We start from the raw sequence: 15,989 nt of genomic DNA, 5'->3' as shown, positions 1-15,989 counted from the left end.
TTCATCCCTCCGTTTTACAGGCTGCTTGCCTTGATCTCTTCGAACATCGTCTCGCGAATTCCAGCATCCCGCACGATTTCTTCCCACGGATCGACAAGTTGAGCCAGTGCAATATCGATGCGCTGCAGCAGCAGCTTGCGGCCCTCCTTATCGTCAACAACCACGCGTTTGATATGCTCAAGCCCCATGCGCTCCACCCACTCGGATGTTCGCTCGCCGTACTGCCCCGTCTCGCGGTAGTACTGCAGATAAGCGCCGGTAATATCAAGCACTTCTTCCCGCGTTTTAACCTTGCACAGTAGGTCCCCCTTGCGCAGATTAACCCCGCCGTTTCCACCGACGAAGATTTCCCAGCCTCCGTCTACGCCTACGATGCCCAGATCTTTAATGCCGGACTCCGCACAATTGCGCGGGCAGGCAGAGACGGCCATTTTAACTTTTGCCGGTGTGTTGAGCCGTTCGTATTTCTTCTCCATGTCGATGCCCATCTGGATGGAATCCTGCGTGCCGAAGCGGCAGAAGGTTTCGCCTACGCATGTTTTGACCGTACGTACGGCTTTAGCGTAGGCATAACCCGAAGGCATCCCTAGCTCTTCCCAGATTTGCGGCAGATTTTCTTTGGATACGCCAAGCAAATCGAGCCGCTGGCCCCCGGTAACTTTAATCATCCGCACCTGGTATTTCTCCGCCACATCGGCAATGCGGCGCAGCTCCTCCGGCGAGGTCACTCCGCCGTACATTCGCGGTACGACGGAATAAGTACCGTCCTTTTGAATGTTGGCATGCACTTTTTCATTAACAAAGCGGGAATTCCGATCGTCCGCGTACGCTTCCGGCCATACCATACCCAAATAGTAATTCAGTGCGGGACGACACTTCGAGCACCCTTCTTCCGTATTCCATTCCAGTACATGCATCACTTCTCTCATGTGCGTCAACTGTTTCTCGCGGATGGCGGCAACCACTTCATCATGTGTCAGCGGCGTACAAGGACAAATGCCTTCCTTCTGTATACCTGCGGAGTCGAACTCATCCCCAAGGGCATGGCCGAGAAGCTGGGTGACGAGCGGCTTGCATCCGCCGCACGAACGGGACGCGCCGGTACACCCTTTGACTTCATCTACCGTAGTAAGCCCCTTTTCTTGAATGGCGGAAACAATATCCCCTTTAGATACACCATTGCATCCGCAAATGATCTCCTCATTGTCCAGATCAGCCACTGTATCTGCGCCGCCGCTTCCGTTTCCTTCTGCCGCAAGACCGAGCAGGGATACGTGAATTTTAGGGGTCATCTCCGCCCGGTTTCGAATCCATTGAAACAATCGGGATGATTCGTTCGTATCGCCGAACAACACGCCGCCGATGATCCGGTTGTTCCGGACCAGCACCTTTTTATAAACGCCGTTCCATTCGTCATGTATACGAATGGAACGAGTATCCGGTCCATCCATAAATTCACCGGCTGAGAAGACATCGACGCCGGAGACTTTTAATTTTGTGGAGATTACCGAGCCCTTGTAAGGTGCAGTTTCAACTCCGCAGAGCCGTTTGGCAAGCACCGCGCCCTGCTCATACAGCGGCGCAACCAGACCGTAGACAATCCCCTGATGCTCGGCACACTCCCCCACTGCATACACATGGGGTCGGTTCGTCTCCATGTAATCGTTAACCACGATGCCGCGATTGACTTCAATATCAGATGCCCGGGCTAACTGTACACTGGGCCGGATGCCGACCGCCATAACCACCAAATCGGCTTCGACGCTTGTACCGTCCTTAAAGCGAAGCCCGGTAACGCGGTCGTCTCCGAGAATTTCTTCCGTTTGCCTGGAAAGCAAGAACTTCATACCCTGCCTCTCAAGCTCGGCGCGCAGCATCTCCGATCCAGTCGAATCCAGCTGTCGTTCCATTAAATAATCGGAGATATGGACCACGGCCACCTCCATGTTCAAATTCAGAAGTCCCTTGGCCGCTTCGAGTCCCAAAAGTCCGCCGCCGATAACGACGGCTTTTTTATATCGCTTTGCTGCCTCCATCATCGTCTCGCAGTCCTTGATATCCCGGAACGCAATAACCCCTTCCCTGTCGGCACCCGGCAGCGGGAGTATAAACGGCACCGAGCCGGTAGCAATAATCAATTCATCATAAGGCTCGCATACACCTGTGTCGGTATAAACAAGCTTATTCTCCGTATCGATACGATTGACGGTATGCCCGGCATACAGGCGAATATTATTTTCTTCGTACCAGTTCCAATTGTTTAAAATAATATCGTCCATCTCGGCGTTCCCGGCCAGCACGGACGACAGCAGGATACGGTTATAGTTCGGATGCGGCTCACTGCCGAATATCGTAATGTCATACCGCTCGTTTCCCAGTTTCAAAATGTGTTCGATCGTATTGATCCCGGCCATGCCGTTACCGATAAGCACAAGCTTTTTCTTGTTCATGCTTCTTTTGCTCCTTTCGTGTAGGGGCTGTAGACTCCACCGGTTCAATGCGGACCGCGCACGCCTTAAACGACGGCATCCGGCACTGCGGGTCCAATTCCGGCAGTGTCAACCTGTTGATACATTGCTCGTCGCCCCAGTGAAATGCGACAAATACCGTATCTTCGCGGATATCCTTGGATACTCTCACATCGACTTCTATCGTTTCGCGTTTTGAGTGGATACGCGCCCGCGCACCGTTTACAAGTCTCAGACGCTCGGCGGTTTCCGGATGAATCTGCAGCACAGGCGCCTGCGCCCGTGCATAGAGCGCAGGCGTCCGCCGCGTCTGCACGCCGCTGTTGTAATGGTGAAGAAGGCGCCCCGTCGTTAAAGTAACCGGGTATACATCATCGGTGCGCTCGGGCGGTGTCAGATGCGGAACATGCGCGAGTCTGGCGCGGCCATCCGGGTGATAGAACACACCCTCTTCAAACAGGCGTTCTGTTCCGGGAGCCCTTTCGTCTGCACATGGCCAGAAGACCCCTTGCTCCTTCTCGATCCGCTCATACTTTATTCCGCTGTAATCAGCCACTCCCCCGCGGGAGGCCTTTCGCAGTTCTTCAAAAATATCACGTGCTCCGCCATACCGAAATGTCCGCCGCTGTCCTAAAATATGCGCTATATCCTGAAGGATTCGCCAGTCGGGCCGCGCTTCTCCGGGAGGCGGCTGCACCGCTTTGCGGAGCATCACCCTTCCCTCCAGATTCGTCACGGTTCCTTCCTTCTCCAGGTGGGAGGCGCAGGGAAGAATCAAATCAGCCAATTGTGCGGTCTCTGACATATACAAATCAACGACAACCAGGAGCGGAAGCTTGCGCAACACCTCTTCGACGAATCGGGCATTAGGGTTGGATACGACTGGGTTGGATGACAGCACAATCATTCCCTCAAGTTCTCCCGCTGCAGCCCGTTCCATCATCTCATACGCGGACACTCCCTTCCCGGGCAGGCGGCTTTCCTTAATGCCCCACACCTCCGCTATATGTCTTCGATGTTCCGCATTTTCAATGGAACGGTAGCCCGGAAGCTGATCAGCCTTCTGCCCGTGTTCCCGTCCACCCTGTCCGTTCGCCTGTCCGGTCACGGCTCCGTATCCCGAACCAGGCTTGCCGATTTTGCCCGTCACCAGTGCAAGGTTGATGAAGTTGCGCACGTTCTGCACGCCATATGCGTGCTGTTCCACGCCGCGGGCCGTAAAGACCATCCCGCTCTCCGCCTGTCCATATATTCGGGCCGCCTGCACAATATCTGCCTCCGGAATGCCCGTGATGTGTGACACTTCGGACATCTGTACCGTCCGGATATAGGCAGACATCTCTTCCCAGCCAACGGTATGGGCAGTGATGAATTTTGAATCATAATATCCCTCTTCGATTATCACTTTCAGCATGCCGTTAACCAGCGCCGCATCCGTGCCCGGCTTTGGCTGCAGGTGAACATCCGCCATCCGGGTGGTTCCCGTTGCACGCGGGTCAATTGCGATGATGCAGGCTCCGTTCGCTTTGGCTTGACGGAGGTACGGCATCATGGTCGGCTGGCATTCCGCTATATTAGTGCCGGCTAAGATGATGCATTTGGCAAGCGGAATATCTGCCAGGGGATTTGTCATTCCACGGTCGATCCCAAACGCCTGGCTGCCCGCCGCTGCCGCTGCCGACATGCAGTACCGGCCATTGTAATCGATATACCGGGTGCGAAGCGCCACCCGTGCGAATTTACCGAGGAGATAGCCTTCTTCATTCGTCAAAGAACCACCTCCATAGACACCGATGGCATCAAATCCATGCGCTTTTTGAATATCGCGCACTTTTCTTTTGAGCCACTGCAATGCCGTTCGCCAGGAGACCGGAATAAATGTACCGTGCCGGCGAAGCAATGGGGATGTAATCCGTTCTTTTGTAAAAATCGGTGTATGCGCCTCCAGCCCTTTTACACACATGCGTCCCTGTACAATGCTGTCTTCTTTATTAGGAGTAATCGTAAAGCGGGAAGAAAACGGCGTGTTTTCTCTGTGAAAAAGCATGGTGCACTGCATGCTACAGTACGGGCATCGCGTCTGATTCGTTGTAGACACTGTGTATCTTTCATTAATCTGACGAAAATGCTGCAAAAACCCACTCATGGCTTCCCTCCTATTTCAGATCTGGTGTAGAGACAATCATTAAACAGCGGACCCGGTTGATGTTTTTTTAACCAGTGATTCGCTCCAGCGCTGACTCACAGCAAGCATCGTAAACAGCGCAAGCCCCACGATGACGGCCAACACGATGAATCCGGGTGTATACGTCCCTGTCATGTCCTTTAAAACACCTAACAGAGAAGGAAGGAAGAAGCCACCTACTCCACCCGCAGCACCGACGATTCCAGTCACGATGCCGATGTCTTCTGCAAAACGTTGAGGGACCAACTGAAATACCGCGCCGTTTCCAAGTCCGAAGCTCGCCATAATCAACAGCAGAAACAACAGCTCCAAACGAAGAGAAAACATGGCGGATACGCAGAGAAACAGCGTTAAAATGCACAGGAAAAGAGTTTGCAGGATACGCACACCCCCCCATTTATCCGCAAGCCAGCCCCCGATCGGGCGAAAGAAGCTGCCTGCAATCACACAAAACGTCACAAAGTCACCAGAACGAATGGTCGGTAGCTGGTATTGTTCGTGGAAAAAGAGCGGAAGAAAGCTGACCATTCCTACAAAGCCGCCGAATGTGATGCTATAAAAGAAGCAGAACAGCCACACATCTTTCACTCGTACCATGCGTACATATTCCCGCAGCGGTTTAGCAGGCGGCGGATTCGGTGCGTCTTTCGCCAGTAAAACAAAACCGGCTAAAACAAGTGAGACGGGAATCATCGCAAGTCCGAAGACGGCATGCCATCCGCCGAAATATTCAGCCAGACGCGGAGCGAACAATGTGGCGAATACCGTACCGCTGTTGCCTGCACCCGCGATGCCAAGGGCCAGGCCTTGGTAACGGGGGGGATACCACCGGCTGGCGAGCGGCAGCGCGACCGCAAAACTGGCTCCCGCGATACCAAGCAAAAAGCCATATGCATACACTTCATATAACGTAGTACCGAACATCCACAACAAAAACAGCGGAATCAGTGTCAGCGACATCCCCAGCACGGCGCTTCGCTTGGCTCCGATACGGTCTGCAAGCAGCCCCATAACCACACGCATGATTGAACCGCCAAGAATCGGCAGCGCCACCATGAATCCTTTCTGCGAGGCGGTTAACTGCAGGTCTTGGGTGATATACACACTTGTAGCCCCCATCAGCACCCATACCATAAAGCTCACATCAAAATATAAAAAGGAGCCCAACAGGGTTGGCCAATGACCACTTTTCCAAAAATTTCGGATTTCCATATAAGAGACGCCTCCTTCCGTAGCTAACTATGTTAGTGGTGATGGCTTTATTGTATAAAAACAGTGTTTATATGTTACTTCTTGTGTCATATTACCTGACATACTCTTTGAATGTTTCACATAAAAAAAGCCGGATGAAACTATCATCCGGTTTAGTCAGTCAGACATGGAAATAGGAAATGAACTCTTATGACAAATTTATTTATTTATATTTTCTGGTATTTATCCTTTATATCGGCGGGGCGCATGTATTTTACGCATTGGAGGGGCTTTTTTCTGTGTGATGCTGCTCATTGCTTCTCTCATCTTCTGCCGGTCGATCTCCCTTGAAATGCTCAGCGTAACCCCGATGCCCAGCAAGGTGACCAGCAGCGAAGAACCCCCGTAGCTGATTAACGGAAGAGGAACACCGGTAAGCGGAATGGCGCCAATGACCCCACCAATGTTAATAAAGATTTGAATGGCTATCATGCTGGCTACACCGTACCCAACCAGCTTTGAAAATACGTCTTCTGAAGAGATGGCGATAAACATCATTCTCCACAGCAGGAACAAGTAGGTAAACAAAAAGCATAAAACACCGATAAACCCGAATTCTTCCCCGATAATCGCAAAAATGAAGTCCGTATGAACCTCAGGAAGATACAGATATTTTTCTATGCTCTTGCCAAGGCCTGTCCCGATGATTCCTCCGTGCGCCAGTGCGCTAAACGACTGTGTGAGCTGATACCCCCAACCAAGCCCGTCCATTCCATCGTCCCATGGGTTTAAGAAAACCAAAAAACGGTTCAAACGATAGGCTGACAAGAACGTATAGACAACACCGAATAAAAGAAGCGGAATGCCCAGGATCAAAAGATACTTTAACCGTGCTCCTCCAACGTAGATCACGCTTGCCGCTGTTAATGCCAGAATCGCCGCCGACCCCAGATCAGGCTGAATCGCAATCATGACAAAAAACAGCGACACCACCACAACGGCGGGGATGAATCCTTTTTTTAAATCCCAGAATTTCTCCCCCTTTTTTGCGATAATACCCGCCAAATAAATGATTAACGCAATCTTCGCAAATTCCGCCGGTTGAATCTGCAACGGACCGATATCAAGCCAGCTTCTGGCCCCGTTTCGCTTTGCCCCGACACCGGGGATTAGTACGGCGACAAGCAAAAAGTAGGAAAAAGACAGAACATGAAAGAAATACTTTTTATAAAAAGTAAACGGAATATTCATCGCGACCAGCATAATAAAAATGCCAAGCCCCACACGAACCAAATGGTTTTTCACATAGTAGGCGGCATCACCGTATGTATCGATGGCCTCGATAGAGCTTGCGCTATATACGACCACTACACCGAAACAAACGATAATAAACGTTAAGATTAGCAGCCAGAAATCCGGCCTTCCTCTTTTATTCATCTCGCTCTTCTCCTCTGGTATCCTTCACAATGTATGAAAACTACACCTCATTTTAACACAAAATGGAAGAAAACCAACAATAAAAAACGAGGTGCGAACGCTGAACGGACGCACCCCCGTTTTCTGTGATAATTGTGAGGAAAGAAGGAGAAACAAGAGTCTGAAAGGAGAGAAACGGCGCGTCGATCTTCTCGTAGAAACGCGCCTGAAAGGAGAAGAAAGTCTTATCATCATTCATGTGGAGCCACAATCGTATGAACAAACAGCCTTTCACGACCGGATGTTCATTTATTTCAGTCGACTGTATGAGAAATACCGCAGGCGCATTTTACCGATCGCCGTCTTCAGCTATGATAAAGTCAAAGAAGAACCCGATACGCTCCACATCTCCTTCCCTTTCTTCGATGTGATGACATTCCGGTTCTTAAAGGTCGAACTGAAACGAAAGAACTGGCGTGACTATATCCAGCAGGACAATCCGATAGCGGCGGCGCTGCTTAGCAAAATGGGGTACACACCCGAAGAACGAGTCGAAGTTAAAAAAGAATTTCTTCGCATGCTGGTGCGGCTTGAACAAGACCCGGCTCGTATGACATTGCTTACCGGCTTTTTTGAAACCTACTTGCCATTGAGTGAAGAGGAAGAACAACACTTGCGCATGGAATTACAAAAGCTTGATCCTGACGAGGAGGGACGAATTATGGAGTTGACAACATCCTGGCATGAGAAAGGAAGACAAGAGGGGAGATTAGAGGGAAGATTGGAAGGAAGACAGGAAGGAAGACAGGAGGGAAAACGGGAAGCTGTCCATGTGCTTTTGCAGGCGAAGTTTGGAGATGCTGCGAAAGCTTTACACGAAGATATACAGAAACTAACGAAGGAGGAACATATCGACGAACTGTTGCTGAAAGTCACGGTAGCGCCATCTTTACAGGAAGTAAAAGACTTTATCCAGGAAAAGGTTCCCAAACAAATAGAAAAGAAACGGTTGCAGTAACAAAATGAATTTCGCCACATCAAAAACATAAGGAGTAAATCGCCCAGAGTGAGGGCGATTTTTCTTTTCCATCCTCGGTTTCTAAAGGGGGACAGGAAATGTAATCGGAGGAAGTCTCCCCTTTTGTTTCTGCTTCTTCTGCTCCTTGCACTTGTCGTACACTCTGCAATAGCCTGCCTGTTGCCGTTGTCTCTTGTTTCCGTAATACCTTGTTCCCTCGTACAGGTTCATGCGTCTGCCTGTACTCGATGCAGTAAAGACCTGATTCATCGGGCAGGAAATGTCAAACGCTACGTCACAGCGGACAAACCAGATGGAACTTGCATTTGCCTTCAATCCATCAAGAATAGGCTGAAAATGCTCCAAAGGGTCAAGATGCGTTTCAATGCGTAACGTATGCTTCATAGACTTTGGCTCATGATAGGGCTGATATGAGATATGGAAATAACGGTTAGGACATTCCCGAATATGAAGATGGTACTTGAATCCCATTTTCCCAATATACTCCTTAATCCCATAATAATCACAGATGTTCTGCTTGAACGGGTTGAAGAATGTCCAATAGACATCTCTGTATTCAATGACGATTCTGTCTATGGATACCTTGATGTTGCTCATGTGTTCCCCCTCAAAAATTTTCACGAATTCTCGCTGAATTAGAGGGAAGGTGGCTAGCCTTTCACACGTGTTCTTCCCAAACAATCTATATAAACTGGCACGTTACCAGATGGATGATGTTCCTCTACACAGAATAATCGCTACAGGTTCAGAAAAAGTTGCGATTCTCTTAAAAGGAATCTCATTATTTTTCTCACCCTAGTTGTCGATGTATGACTGAAATTGTTGCATGAAATATGAATTATAGAGAAACGGGAAATAACGAAGGTCATGATTTTGAAAACAAGAACGATAGGAACTGAACATATTGAGGGTGAAATGAAAGGATTGGAGACGGGAAATAGGTTATATATTTCAATACATGCCATGATGTACGTACAAATAAATCAAGGAAATATTGTACAGGCATGATTAAGGTTATGTTTGTTAGTAACAGAGAAAGAGATTCATTCGGCACTGGGTAGCCCATTACTTTAATTCTCCCAAACTATTCCGATTTCCTCAAACGAGGTATTACTTTCACTCAATCCCTCAGGATCATCTGTTCCAATCATTTCAATTTCTCTTTTAGTTAATATTATTTTAGCGTCTGGTCTTTTGATTTTTCTAGCATATATCGACTCTAATAGATCAATTTGCACATTCGTCATCTCATAATAATCTCGCCAAGACTCAACTGCAGCTTCATATTCCATTAACTGTCTCTCTAAAAGATAACCACCATATTGAATTAATCTTACGATATTATCAATGGAGATAATATTGTCGGCATCTCCCCAAAAAGCTGTAGTAATAGAGGGTATAGACATTCCATCTTCTCCCTCTTCCAAAAGATACTCTAATGTTTCATTTGTAACTATTCAGCGTGCTAATAGTTATTTTTTTTATGTATAGAGTCTATTCCTGCTGTTTCCCGTTAAAAATGAAGAAGACAGGAGGTGAGACGACATGAAACGAAAGGATATCCTCGCGGTATATCATAAAGGCCCGCAAGCTATGGTTCAACTTGTTGAATCACTCTGCTCGCGTATTGAAACGCTGGAAGCACAGGTTCAACAACTTGAGAATCAGGATAAAAAAAACTCCAAAAACAGCCACAAGCCGCCTTCTACCGACGAATTCCATAAACCGAAACCAAAAAGTCTTCGGCCAAAAACCAATCGAAAACCTGGCGGACAGCTCGGACATGTCGGTCACACCTTACAACGTGTAGAGCATCCCGATCATATCGTGATTCATTCGGTGACCGACTGTTCTTCCTGTGGCAGTTCGTTCGCACACGTCCCCGTCCTTCGTCACGAAAAACGGCAGGTCTTCGACCTTCCGCCTATTCAAATCGAAGTCACTCATGATGTTAGACTAAAAAGTGGACACACATTATGATAGAAATAAGAATCTATACATGAGGTGTCCGTATGAGAAGACAATATGATGAAGAGTTTAAGCGCCAAACAGCTCGTTATATTTTGGAGGAGGGGAAAAGTGTTACCCAAACAGCACGAGAGTTGGACATTAGTAAAAACACGATTAACAACTGGGTAAAAAAATATAAGCAGGAACCTGAAATTAGAAACAAACAGAAATTCCGTAACGAGAACCACCAGCTCTCCGAGCTTCAAAAACGAATTCGTGACCTGGAAGAAGAAAATGCTATTTTAAAAAAGGCCATGCACATCTTCGCCAAAGACCAACGATAATTTTTTCCTTTATTCATCAACATCGCCACATGTTTCGGGTGGAGAAGATGTGCCAGGTGTTTCAAGTTTCCCGAAGTGGTTATTACAAGTGGCTACAACGCCCTGTAAGTCAGAAAGAGCAGCGTAGAAAAAAGCTTGTAGCGAGAATTCGGCAATTGTTTCTGGATTCTCGCAGACTGTACGGCAGTCCAAAAATTACCCATTTATTACGCAAGGAAGGGATGGTTGTCTCGCAGAAAACGGTCGCTCGACTCATGAAAACAAATGACCTTCGGTCTCGTACTGTCAAAAAGTATAAAGCGACAACAAACTCGAAACACTCCCATCCTGTTCATGAGAATACCTTGAATCAACAGTTCCTCGTGGAGAAGCCAAACCAGATATGGGTAACAGACATTACGTACATTCCTACTCGTGAAGGCTGGCTGTATTTAGCCAGTGTGATGGATTTATATTCCCGTAAAATCGTAGGATGGCATGTAGATAGCCAGATGACGAAAGAGCTTGTCCTTCAGGCACTGGATCGGGCCTATATCCGTCAAAAACCGAAAGGTTCTGTTCTCCATCATTCCGATCGAGGCAGTCAGTATGCTTCAAAAGAATATCAGGCACGCCTTATACGATACGGCATGCGTTGCAGCATGAGTCGAAAGGGCAACTGTTACGATAACGCTTGTATTGAGTCCTTTCATGGTATTCTCAAACGAGAGTTAATCTACCAGCAGACATATAGAACAAGAGAAGAAGCCAAGAAAAGCTTATTTGAGTATATTGAAATCTTTTACAATGATAAACGGATTCATTCGGCAACGGAGTACTTTTCGCCTTCTGAATACGAACGTATGTACTTCAAGAAAACAGCCTAGTCTAAAAGTTTTTGTGTCTACTTTATTGACCTAATATCATGACCTACTCTATATATAAACTGGCACGTTACCAGATTGATTTTGACCCTTACACTATTCATAGTCGGGACACCATACTGATTAGTTGCGATAGGATGTCTATATGACCGATTATGTCCTTTCCCACACTATCAATCGTCCTATGTACGTACATAGTTGCAGTCATATTTGAAAAAAACGCAAGAAAACGAAGATAACAAAAAACAGGCCTGTTATGGTGGTATCTGACCATAATCGACCTGTTCAACGTAACGCTATTGCGTTAAATAGGGTATACTTTTTTCAGCTTTTCTGTACGTACATCTCAATTCGTGAAAACTTCCTACAGGTAGAACAAAGGTAATGTTGGTTATCATGAGGTAAAGAGGTTCATTCGTTAGTGGGTAGCCCTCCGTTTTGTCATGTAACTACAATCAAATAACGGAAAGTCTATTCAAATCCAAAATGTCAACGTCTGACTCTTCCAATAAATCTTCTAACGCTTCGCTCCCATGTTTTTGGGCGTATACAAACTCTGTATCAGAAATTGGAATTGCCTGTAACCAAGCTACTTTTTTATCTTCAAAATGTAGGGTTTCAAGGTCCTTATCCCATAAAAATGGACTCACGAACAAAATATGTTTTGTGTTTAATTCTGGGTAATACATTTTTACAATGTTAGGGTAAATTGTTCCCGGTGAACATGAATAATCGGAATTGATAACATTAAAAGCACAAGTACTAATAATATTGCCGAATTGTTCATATTCAGCAGGACTAGCACCAACAAACTCAATTCTTAATGGCTTATCTTCAACACTTAATCCGATATCGTAACTTGATAAACCGATAGTTGAGTAAGATACTTCACCACCGCAAGGGGAGTCAACTGACTGAAGTATAGCTATCTTACTTATGTTATTATCATCCCCATAATTAAACACAGAAGCCTTGCCTCCAAATATATCAGCTATATATTTGGCAATTTGTTTTTTTTCGGGCGTTACACTCATCCCTCGTCATCCTCTCTTATGGACCTAAATAGCTATCCGTGTCATCCTCTAGTTTATGACTTCTATTTGAACTTGGCAATTCGGGGACATAATGGTCAGGATTATTATGTTCATCTAAAAACTGTTTCCTAGAAATTCCTCTCTCAGCCGCACTAATTTGATGTTTTCTAAACTCGTATCCCGGTTTATGACCCATATCCCACGGTTCTTCTTTGTTCATTACTTTTTTAGTGAGTGGGTCTCTTACTTTACCATCACTATCTTTGGCATTATCCCAAACTTTGTCTCGAACGCCCTTACGAAACTTCGAAGGTCTCCTATATTTGATTTTCTCTGCAAGTGTGAGTTTTCTTGGTGGATTTGGTGGTGCAACTTCACCCGTCCCCTGAGTAGCTTTATCCCTGTTGTTTCTTCCAATGGCTATTGAACCTCTTTCATTACTTATCGCCTCCATAGCCTGTGGTGTTGCTCTTACTACCGCCTTTGCCGTTTGCTTAGCAACAACCGATACACCTTTGGCTCCTACTAAGCTTACACCCGCATTGCCCCCAAATTTCCCAATCACATAGGCTCGCTGCTCAGGGCTTACTTTCTGAAATTCGTCATATTTTTTCTGTATGCCATGGATAACCTTGTTCGTTGTTCCGAACGGGTCCTCCACCATTTGTCCAGCAAATTTTTCTGCCTTATTATACGTTTCTTTTAGAGATTGTCCAATATTTTTTACGGTTTGCTCAGGATTGTACCAAAGTTGTTTTGCTAACTCAACGGTATCTGTAACCGCTTCTTTTCCACCATCCCAAACTCCCTTTCCAAAACTTTTAGATAGGATGAGGGCCTTTCGCATGTCATTTTTTAATTGCTTAATCCTTTCACTCTGACTGAGATTATTCTTTACCTTCCTGGCCCGGGTAATAACCTTCCCCACTTTACGCTTTACGAATGCAGTCGCTTTCTGTTTTGCTCCTTTCAATGCTTCTTTTGTCTTCTTTGCAACTGCCTTCGTTGCCTTTACCGCCGAATTCAAGAATTTCTTTGTTTGTACTGCTGCCTTCTTTACGACTGCTTTTGTCGCTTTTACAATCTTCTTCGCAGCTGTTTTCGTTGCTTTTATCCCCTTCTTTATAGCCGCTTTCGTTGCTTTTACTGCCGATTTTACAAGTTTCTTTACCTGCAACACTTTCTGTTTAACGGTCGTTGCTACCTTGGATACCGTTTTCTTCACGGCTGTTCCTGCTTTTGAACCTGTTTTTTTACCGCTGCTACTCCTCGTGACACCGTTCGCTTCACGGCGGCTGTCGCTCTCGACACCGACTGTGAGAACTTCCTTGCCTGTAACTCCGCCTTCTTTTTAATTGAACCCCACCAGCTCATGTCTTCCGCCCGGCTTTCTTAGCTTTTATTGTTTTTAGAATGGCTTTCGCTCGTGCGGCCACCCCACCAACAAAAGGGACACACGCCGCAACAGTGCGAGCGATGTCTTTCCCACCTTCCTGAAGATTCCCGTCCGCATCTCCTGATTCCGGGACCAATCCTGCCACGCTTTGGGCGAGTTCCATCCTGTCCCCCTCCCCATTCTCCCGGCTCAACAACAAAAAAAGCACCTGCATCACCAAAAAGGTAATCAAGTGCTCGAAGTTTGTTTGTATAATAAGTTTTCGCAAGTGTAGAAGGTTTCAAAGGATGCGGACAATCCGCAAGCTACGCACAGGCGTATGATATGGGCAAAAGTATGATACATATCCCGTTCGGCGTCAAGAATAACATGTATGCCTACGAGCGCTTTCGCTCATGCCGTTCTCTTCCCCTGTCCGGTGTATTCGGTGGGATTTCCTTGTAGAATGGCAGCATACCCGATTCTCGTAGGTTATCGCTGTAACACACTGCAAATTTGTTTACATCTTTTCCCTTGTATCCTTGTCAAGGCTTCTTCCATCTGAATCCAGCGGATATCCTCTGTCTCCTCTCTGCTTCGTTGTAGCATTCTTGCTATACGTACGTCTTCCATGACATAGGGGTTATTTATCCGTTGGTGAGGTTGTAAGCCATAGTGTTGCCGCAACTTGTTTTGTTCTTGCGCTGTCAACGTCTCCCACGTTATGGTTTCATACTCCCCGGTTGTAACCCTTGCTTTGTTGCCTGCGGCGTTTTGGTTTCTACACAACTTTTTCCGGTCTTTTGGTCCTGTACTTTTTCCGCCGTGCATCGGACATCTCCCGTTTTTCATCGGGATGTTTTGGCAGCTTGTTCCTTTTCTAGTTGTTGCTCCGCATATGGTTGTTTGTCCTCGCATCATTGTTATAACCCCTCCGTAACTTGCATGGGGTTTGTGTTTGAAGATTTTAGTCGAAAAAATACCCCAGACGAGCTTTAAAGTACTCGTTTGGGGTGAATCTGCTCAGATTTCAAGTTAAAATAAAGCCTTTGAAAGTTTATCAGTGTTTGTCAAGTTGTTTAGTGTTTGGTTTGTTGTTAGGATTGTAAATTATAACTTTCCGCCCATTTCTACAAACCATTCATCAAAAATGTGACTCGAAATCTTTTCAGGGTCATTTGAATACTTTAAATCATAACTATAAGTAGCATCTAATTTATTATTGGCTACGTCATAAACTAACTTCATCTCAGTAGGCATCTCTCTGTTGAGTTCTCTACACAAATCATATATTTTACGGAGATTTTCATTCGCTATATCAAGCATTGCAATTTGTCTATCCCTAGAAACATCATACAAGTATTCTGACTTATCTCCAAAACGTTGCACCGCATCATTTAACTTATGTTTTTGCACAACACAATTGTTTATTTTATAAAACACATCAACTCCATATTCACCAAGTTCATATGAAGCATAGATATAAATTACATCTGCTCTATTGTTCACATATTCCAGACAAATAGAAACCATGTCAGCTTGTAGTTCCGAAAAATAATCCTCAAATACTTTTGCCATAAGCCTTCCTCCTAATTTGTTAAATTTCTGACCGTAATCTTTCCGTCTATCTCATACGTTACTTTAAATCCTGAAGGCCTGAGCGAATCCCCAGCATACTTGACTTCTACTTCGACAGATACATGTTTAGGTGGTTTTGCTTGTAACGCTCTCGCCCATTCATTTTCGAGCTTTTTATATTGGCTTAGATTTACATTACTAGACTGTGAAACTAAATTATCTAACTCAGGAGAACCACCGAACCTATCTCCCGCCAGATGACCTGCATGGTCTCCTGGCTGTTTACCTGGTGTATTTGAAGCATGCGGTAATCGTTTATCTCTTGTAGTCAATTTTAAATCATCAGCACTAAACTTTTCAATTCTACCAAGATGATCTGTTTCATAATCATATTGGTGCTCACCAGCTTTATACTTCACATTCGGTTTAAGTTTCCCTGCATCATCAAATGGATTATCGATAAAAGTCTTATTAGGAGCTTTTTCCGTTCCCTGAGTAGCTTTAGGTGTCCCCTTAGTAATCTTACTAACCTCACTCACTTCTTCA

Annotated in this window: 15 protein-coding genes and 1 pseudogene; 3 read left to right on the top strand and 13 right to left on the bottom strand. The window is 46.0% G+C overall.

All coding sequences use genetic code 11. The features are described from left to right. Window positions 1-14 precede the first annotated feature (14 nt). The 4 genes from nirB to ftsW all read right to left on the bottom strand — a co-directional run bounded on the left by nirB (window position 15) and on the right by ftsW (window position 7,281). A complete protein-coding gene (nirB, locus tag ADA01nite_RS11710; protein WP_146810151.1) occupies window positions 15-2,450 on the bottom strand; it encodes a nitrite reductase large subunit NirB in 2,436 nt (811 codons plus the stop codon). Next, window positions 2,419-4,614, bottom strand: coding sequence for an assimilatory nitrate reductase catalytic subunit NasC (gene nasC, locus ADA01nite_RS11705; RefSeq protein WP_146810150.1), 2,196 nt, complete (start codon window positions 4,612-4,614; stop codon window positions 2,419-2,421). Before nasC ends, nirB begins: the two co-directional genes overlap by 32 nt. 39 nt (window positions 4,615-4,653) lie before the next feature. Beyond that, the gene (locus ADA01nite_RS11700; protein WP_146810149.1) at window positions 4,654-5,865 is read right to left on the bottom strand and encodes an MFS transporter; all 1,212 of its coding nucleotides are present in this window, start codon (window positions 5,863-5,865) and stop codon (window positions 4,654-4,656) included. A gap of 222 nt (window positions 5,866-6,087) precedes the next feature. Beyond that, window positions 6,088-7,281 carry a putative lipid II flippase FtsW gene (gene ftsW / locus ADA01nite_RS11695; protein ID WP_146810148.1) on the bottom strand — a complete coding sequence of 398 codons (1,194 nt, stop codon included), beginning with the start codon at window positions 7,279-7,281 and terminating at the stop codon, window positions 6,088-6,090. A gap of 91 nt (window positions 7,282-7,372) precedes the next feature. Between ftsW and ADA01nite_RS11690 the strand changes: the two genes are divergently transcribed. Next, window positions 7,373-8,278, top strand: coding sequence for an RpnC/YadD family protein (locus ADA01nite_RS11690; protein WP_146810147.1), 906 nt, complete (start codon window positions 7,373-7,375; stop codon window positions 8,276-8,278). Between the two features lie 81 nt (window positions 8,279-8,359). Here ADA01nite_RS11690 and ADA01nite_RS11685 read toward each other — a convergent pair whose 3' ends face one another. Beyond that, the gene (locus ADA01nite_RS11685; protein ID WP_174760605.1) at window positions 8,360-8,896 is read right to left on the bottom strand and encodes a hypothetical protein; all 537 of its coding nucleotides are present in this window, start codon (window positions 8,894-8,896) and stop codon (window positions 8,360-8,362) included. A 473-nt stretch (window positions 8,897-9,369) separates the two neighbouring features. Next, window positions 9,370-9,705, bottom strand: coding sequence for a hypothetical protein (locus ADA01nite_RS11680; protein ID WP_146810146.1), 336 nt, complete (start codon window positions 9,703-9,705; stop codon window positions 9,370-9,372). A gap of 139 nt (window positions 9,706-9,844) precedes the next feature. On the opposite strand from ADA01nite_RS11680, the gene ADA01nite_RS11675 reads away from it, so the two are divergent. Beyond that, a complete protein-coding gene (locus ADA01nite_RS11675; RefSeq protein ID WP_146810145.1) occupies window positions 9,845-10,279 on the top strand; it encodes a DUF6444 domain-containing protein in 435 nt (144 codons plus the stop codon). Window positions 10,280-10,311: 32 nt separating this feature from the next. Continuing rightward, a protein-coding gene (locus tag ADA01nite_RS11670) for an IS3 family transposase (protein WP_218029554.1) occupies window positions 10,312-11,459 on the top strand; the annotation gives its coding sequence in 2 pieces (ribosomal slippage) (window positions 10,312-10,561 and window positions 10,561-11,459; 1,149 coding nt in all). Window positions 11,460-11,911: 452 nt separating this feature from the next. Here ADA01nite_RS11670 and ADA01nite_RS11665 read toward each other — a convergent pair. The 7 genes and pseudogenes from ADA01nite_RS11665 to ADA01nite_RS11645 all read right to left on the bottom strand — a co-directional run. Then, window positions 11,912-12,490 (bottom strand): suppressor of fused domain protein, encoded by a 579-nt coding sequence (locus tag ADA01nite_RS11665; protein WP_146810144.1) that lies wholly within the window; start codon window positions 12,488-12,490, stop codon window positions 11,912-11,914. 16 nt (window positions 12,491-12,506) lie between these two features. Beyond that, window positions 12,507-12,812, bottom strand: a pseudogene (locus ADA01nite_RS11660) (HNH/ENDO VII family nuclease); the annotation flags it as partial. An 899-nt stretch (window positions 12,813-13,711) separates the two neighbouring features. Then, complete coding sequence (locus ADA01nite_RS22075) at window positions 13,712-13,864, bottom strand: hypothetical protein (protein ID WP_170230246.1); 153 nt, start codon at window positions 13,862-13,864, stop codon at window positions 13,712-13,714. Then, on the bottom strand, window positions 13,861-14,049 hold the full coding sequence (locus tag ADA01nite_RS11655) for a hypothetical protein (protein WP_146810143.1): 189 nt from the start codon (window positions 14,047-14,049) through the stop codon (window positions 13,861-13,863). Before ADA01nite_RS11655 ends, ADA01nite_RS22075 begins: the two co-directional genes overlap by 4 nt. Window positions 14,050-14,357: 308 nt before the next feature. After that, entirely contained in the window at window positions 14,358-14,783 is a 426-nt protein-coding gene (locus ADA01nite_RS23055) for an HGGxSTG domain-containing protein (protein ID WP_371863556.1), read from the bottom strand. Window positions 14,784-14,975: 192 nt separating this feature from the next. Further along, entirely contained in the window at window positions 14,976-15,443 is a 468-nt protein-coding gene (locus ADA01nite_RS11650) for a DUF600 domain-containing protein (protein WP_146810142.1), read from the bottom strand. A gap of 11 nt (window positions 15,444-15,454) precedes the next feature. Beyond that, on the bottom strand, window positions 15,455-15,989 hold a 535-nt coding region (locus tag ADA01nite_RS11645; RefSeq protein ID WP_307724484.1), incomplete at its 5' end, for a DNA/RNA non-specific endonuclease.

This window comes from Aneurinibacillus danicus (assembly GCF_007991215.1).
In the GTDB taxonomy this organism is placed as follows: domain Bacteria; phylum Bacillota; class Bacilli; order Aneurinibacillales; family Aneurinibacillaceae; genus Aneurinibacillus; species Aneurinibacillus danicus.
The sequence above is the reverse complement of the archived record's forward strand: the minus strand, read 5'-3'. Positions and strand labels throughout refer to the sequence as shown.

Excerpts from the sequence above, each read along its gene's own strand:
- nirB (WP_146810151.1), bottom strand. The coding sequence starts at position 2,450 with ATGAACAAGAAAAAGCTTGTGCTTATCGGTAACGGCATGGCCGGGATC.
- nasC (WP_146810150.1), bottom strand. The coding sequence starts at position 4,614 with ATGAGTGGGTTTTTGCAGCATTTTCGTCAGATTAATGAAAGATACACA.
- ADA01nite_RS11700 (WP_146810149.1), bottom strand. The coding sequence starts at position 5,865 with ATGGAAATCCGAAATTTTTGGAAAAGTGGTCATTGGCCAACCCTGTTG.
- ftsW (WP_146810148.1), bottom strand. The coding sequence starts at position 7,281 with ATGAATAAAAGAGGAAGGCCGGATTTCTGGCTGCTAATCTTAACGTTT.
- ADA01nite_RS11685 (WP_174760605.1), bottom strand. The coding sequence starts at position 8,896 with ATGAGCAACATCAAGGTATCCATAGACAGAATCGTCATTGAATACAGA.
- ADA01nite_RS11680 (WP_146810146.1), bottom strand. The coding sequence starts at position 9,705 with ATGTCTATACCCTCTATTACTACAGCTTTTTGGGGAGATGCCGACAAT.
- ADA01nite_RS11675 (WP_146810145.1), top strand. The coding sequence starts at position 9,845 with ATGAAACGAAAGGATATCCTCGCGGTATATCATAAAGGCCCGCAAGCT.
- ADA01nite_RS11665 (WP_146810144.1), bottom strand. The coding sequence starts at position 12,490 with ATGAGTGTAACGCCCGAAAAAAAACAAATTGCCAAATATATAGCTGAT.
- ADA01nite_RS22075 (WP_170230246.1), bottom strand. The coding sequence starts at position 13,864 with ATGAGCTGGTGGGGTTCAATTAAAAAGAAGGCGGAGTTACAGGCAAGG.
- ADA01nite_RS11655 (WP_146810143.1), bottom strand. The coding sequence starts at position 14,049 with ATGGAACTCGCCCAAAGCGTGGCAGGATTGGTCCCGGAATCAGGAGAT.
- ADA01nite_RS23055 (WP_371863556.1), bottom strand. The coding sequence starts at position 14,783 with ATGCGAGGACAAACAACCATATGCGGAGCAACAACTAGAAAAGGAACA.
- ADA01nite_RS11650 (WP_146810142.1), bottom strand. The coding sequence starts at position 15,443 with ATGGCAAAAGTATTTGAGGATTATTTTTCGGAACTACAAGCTGACATG.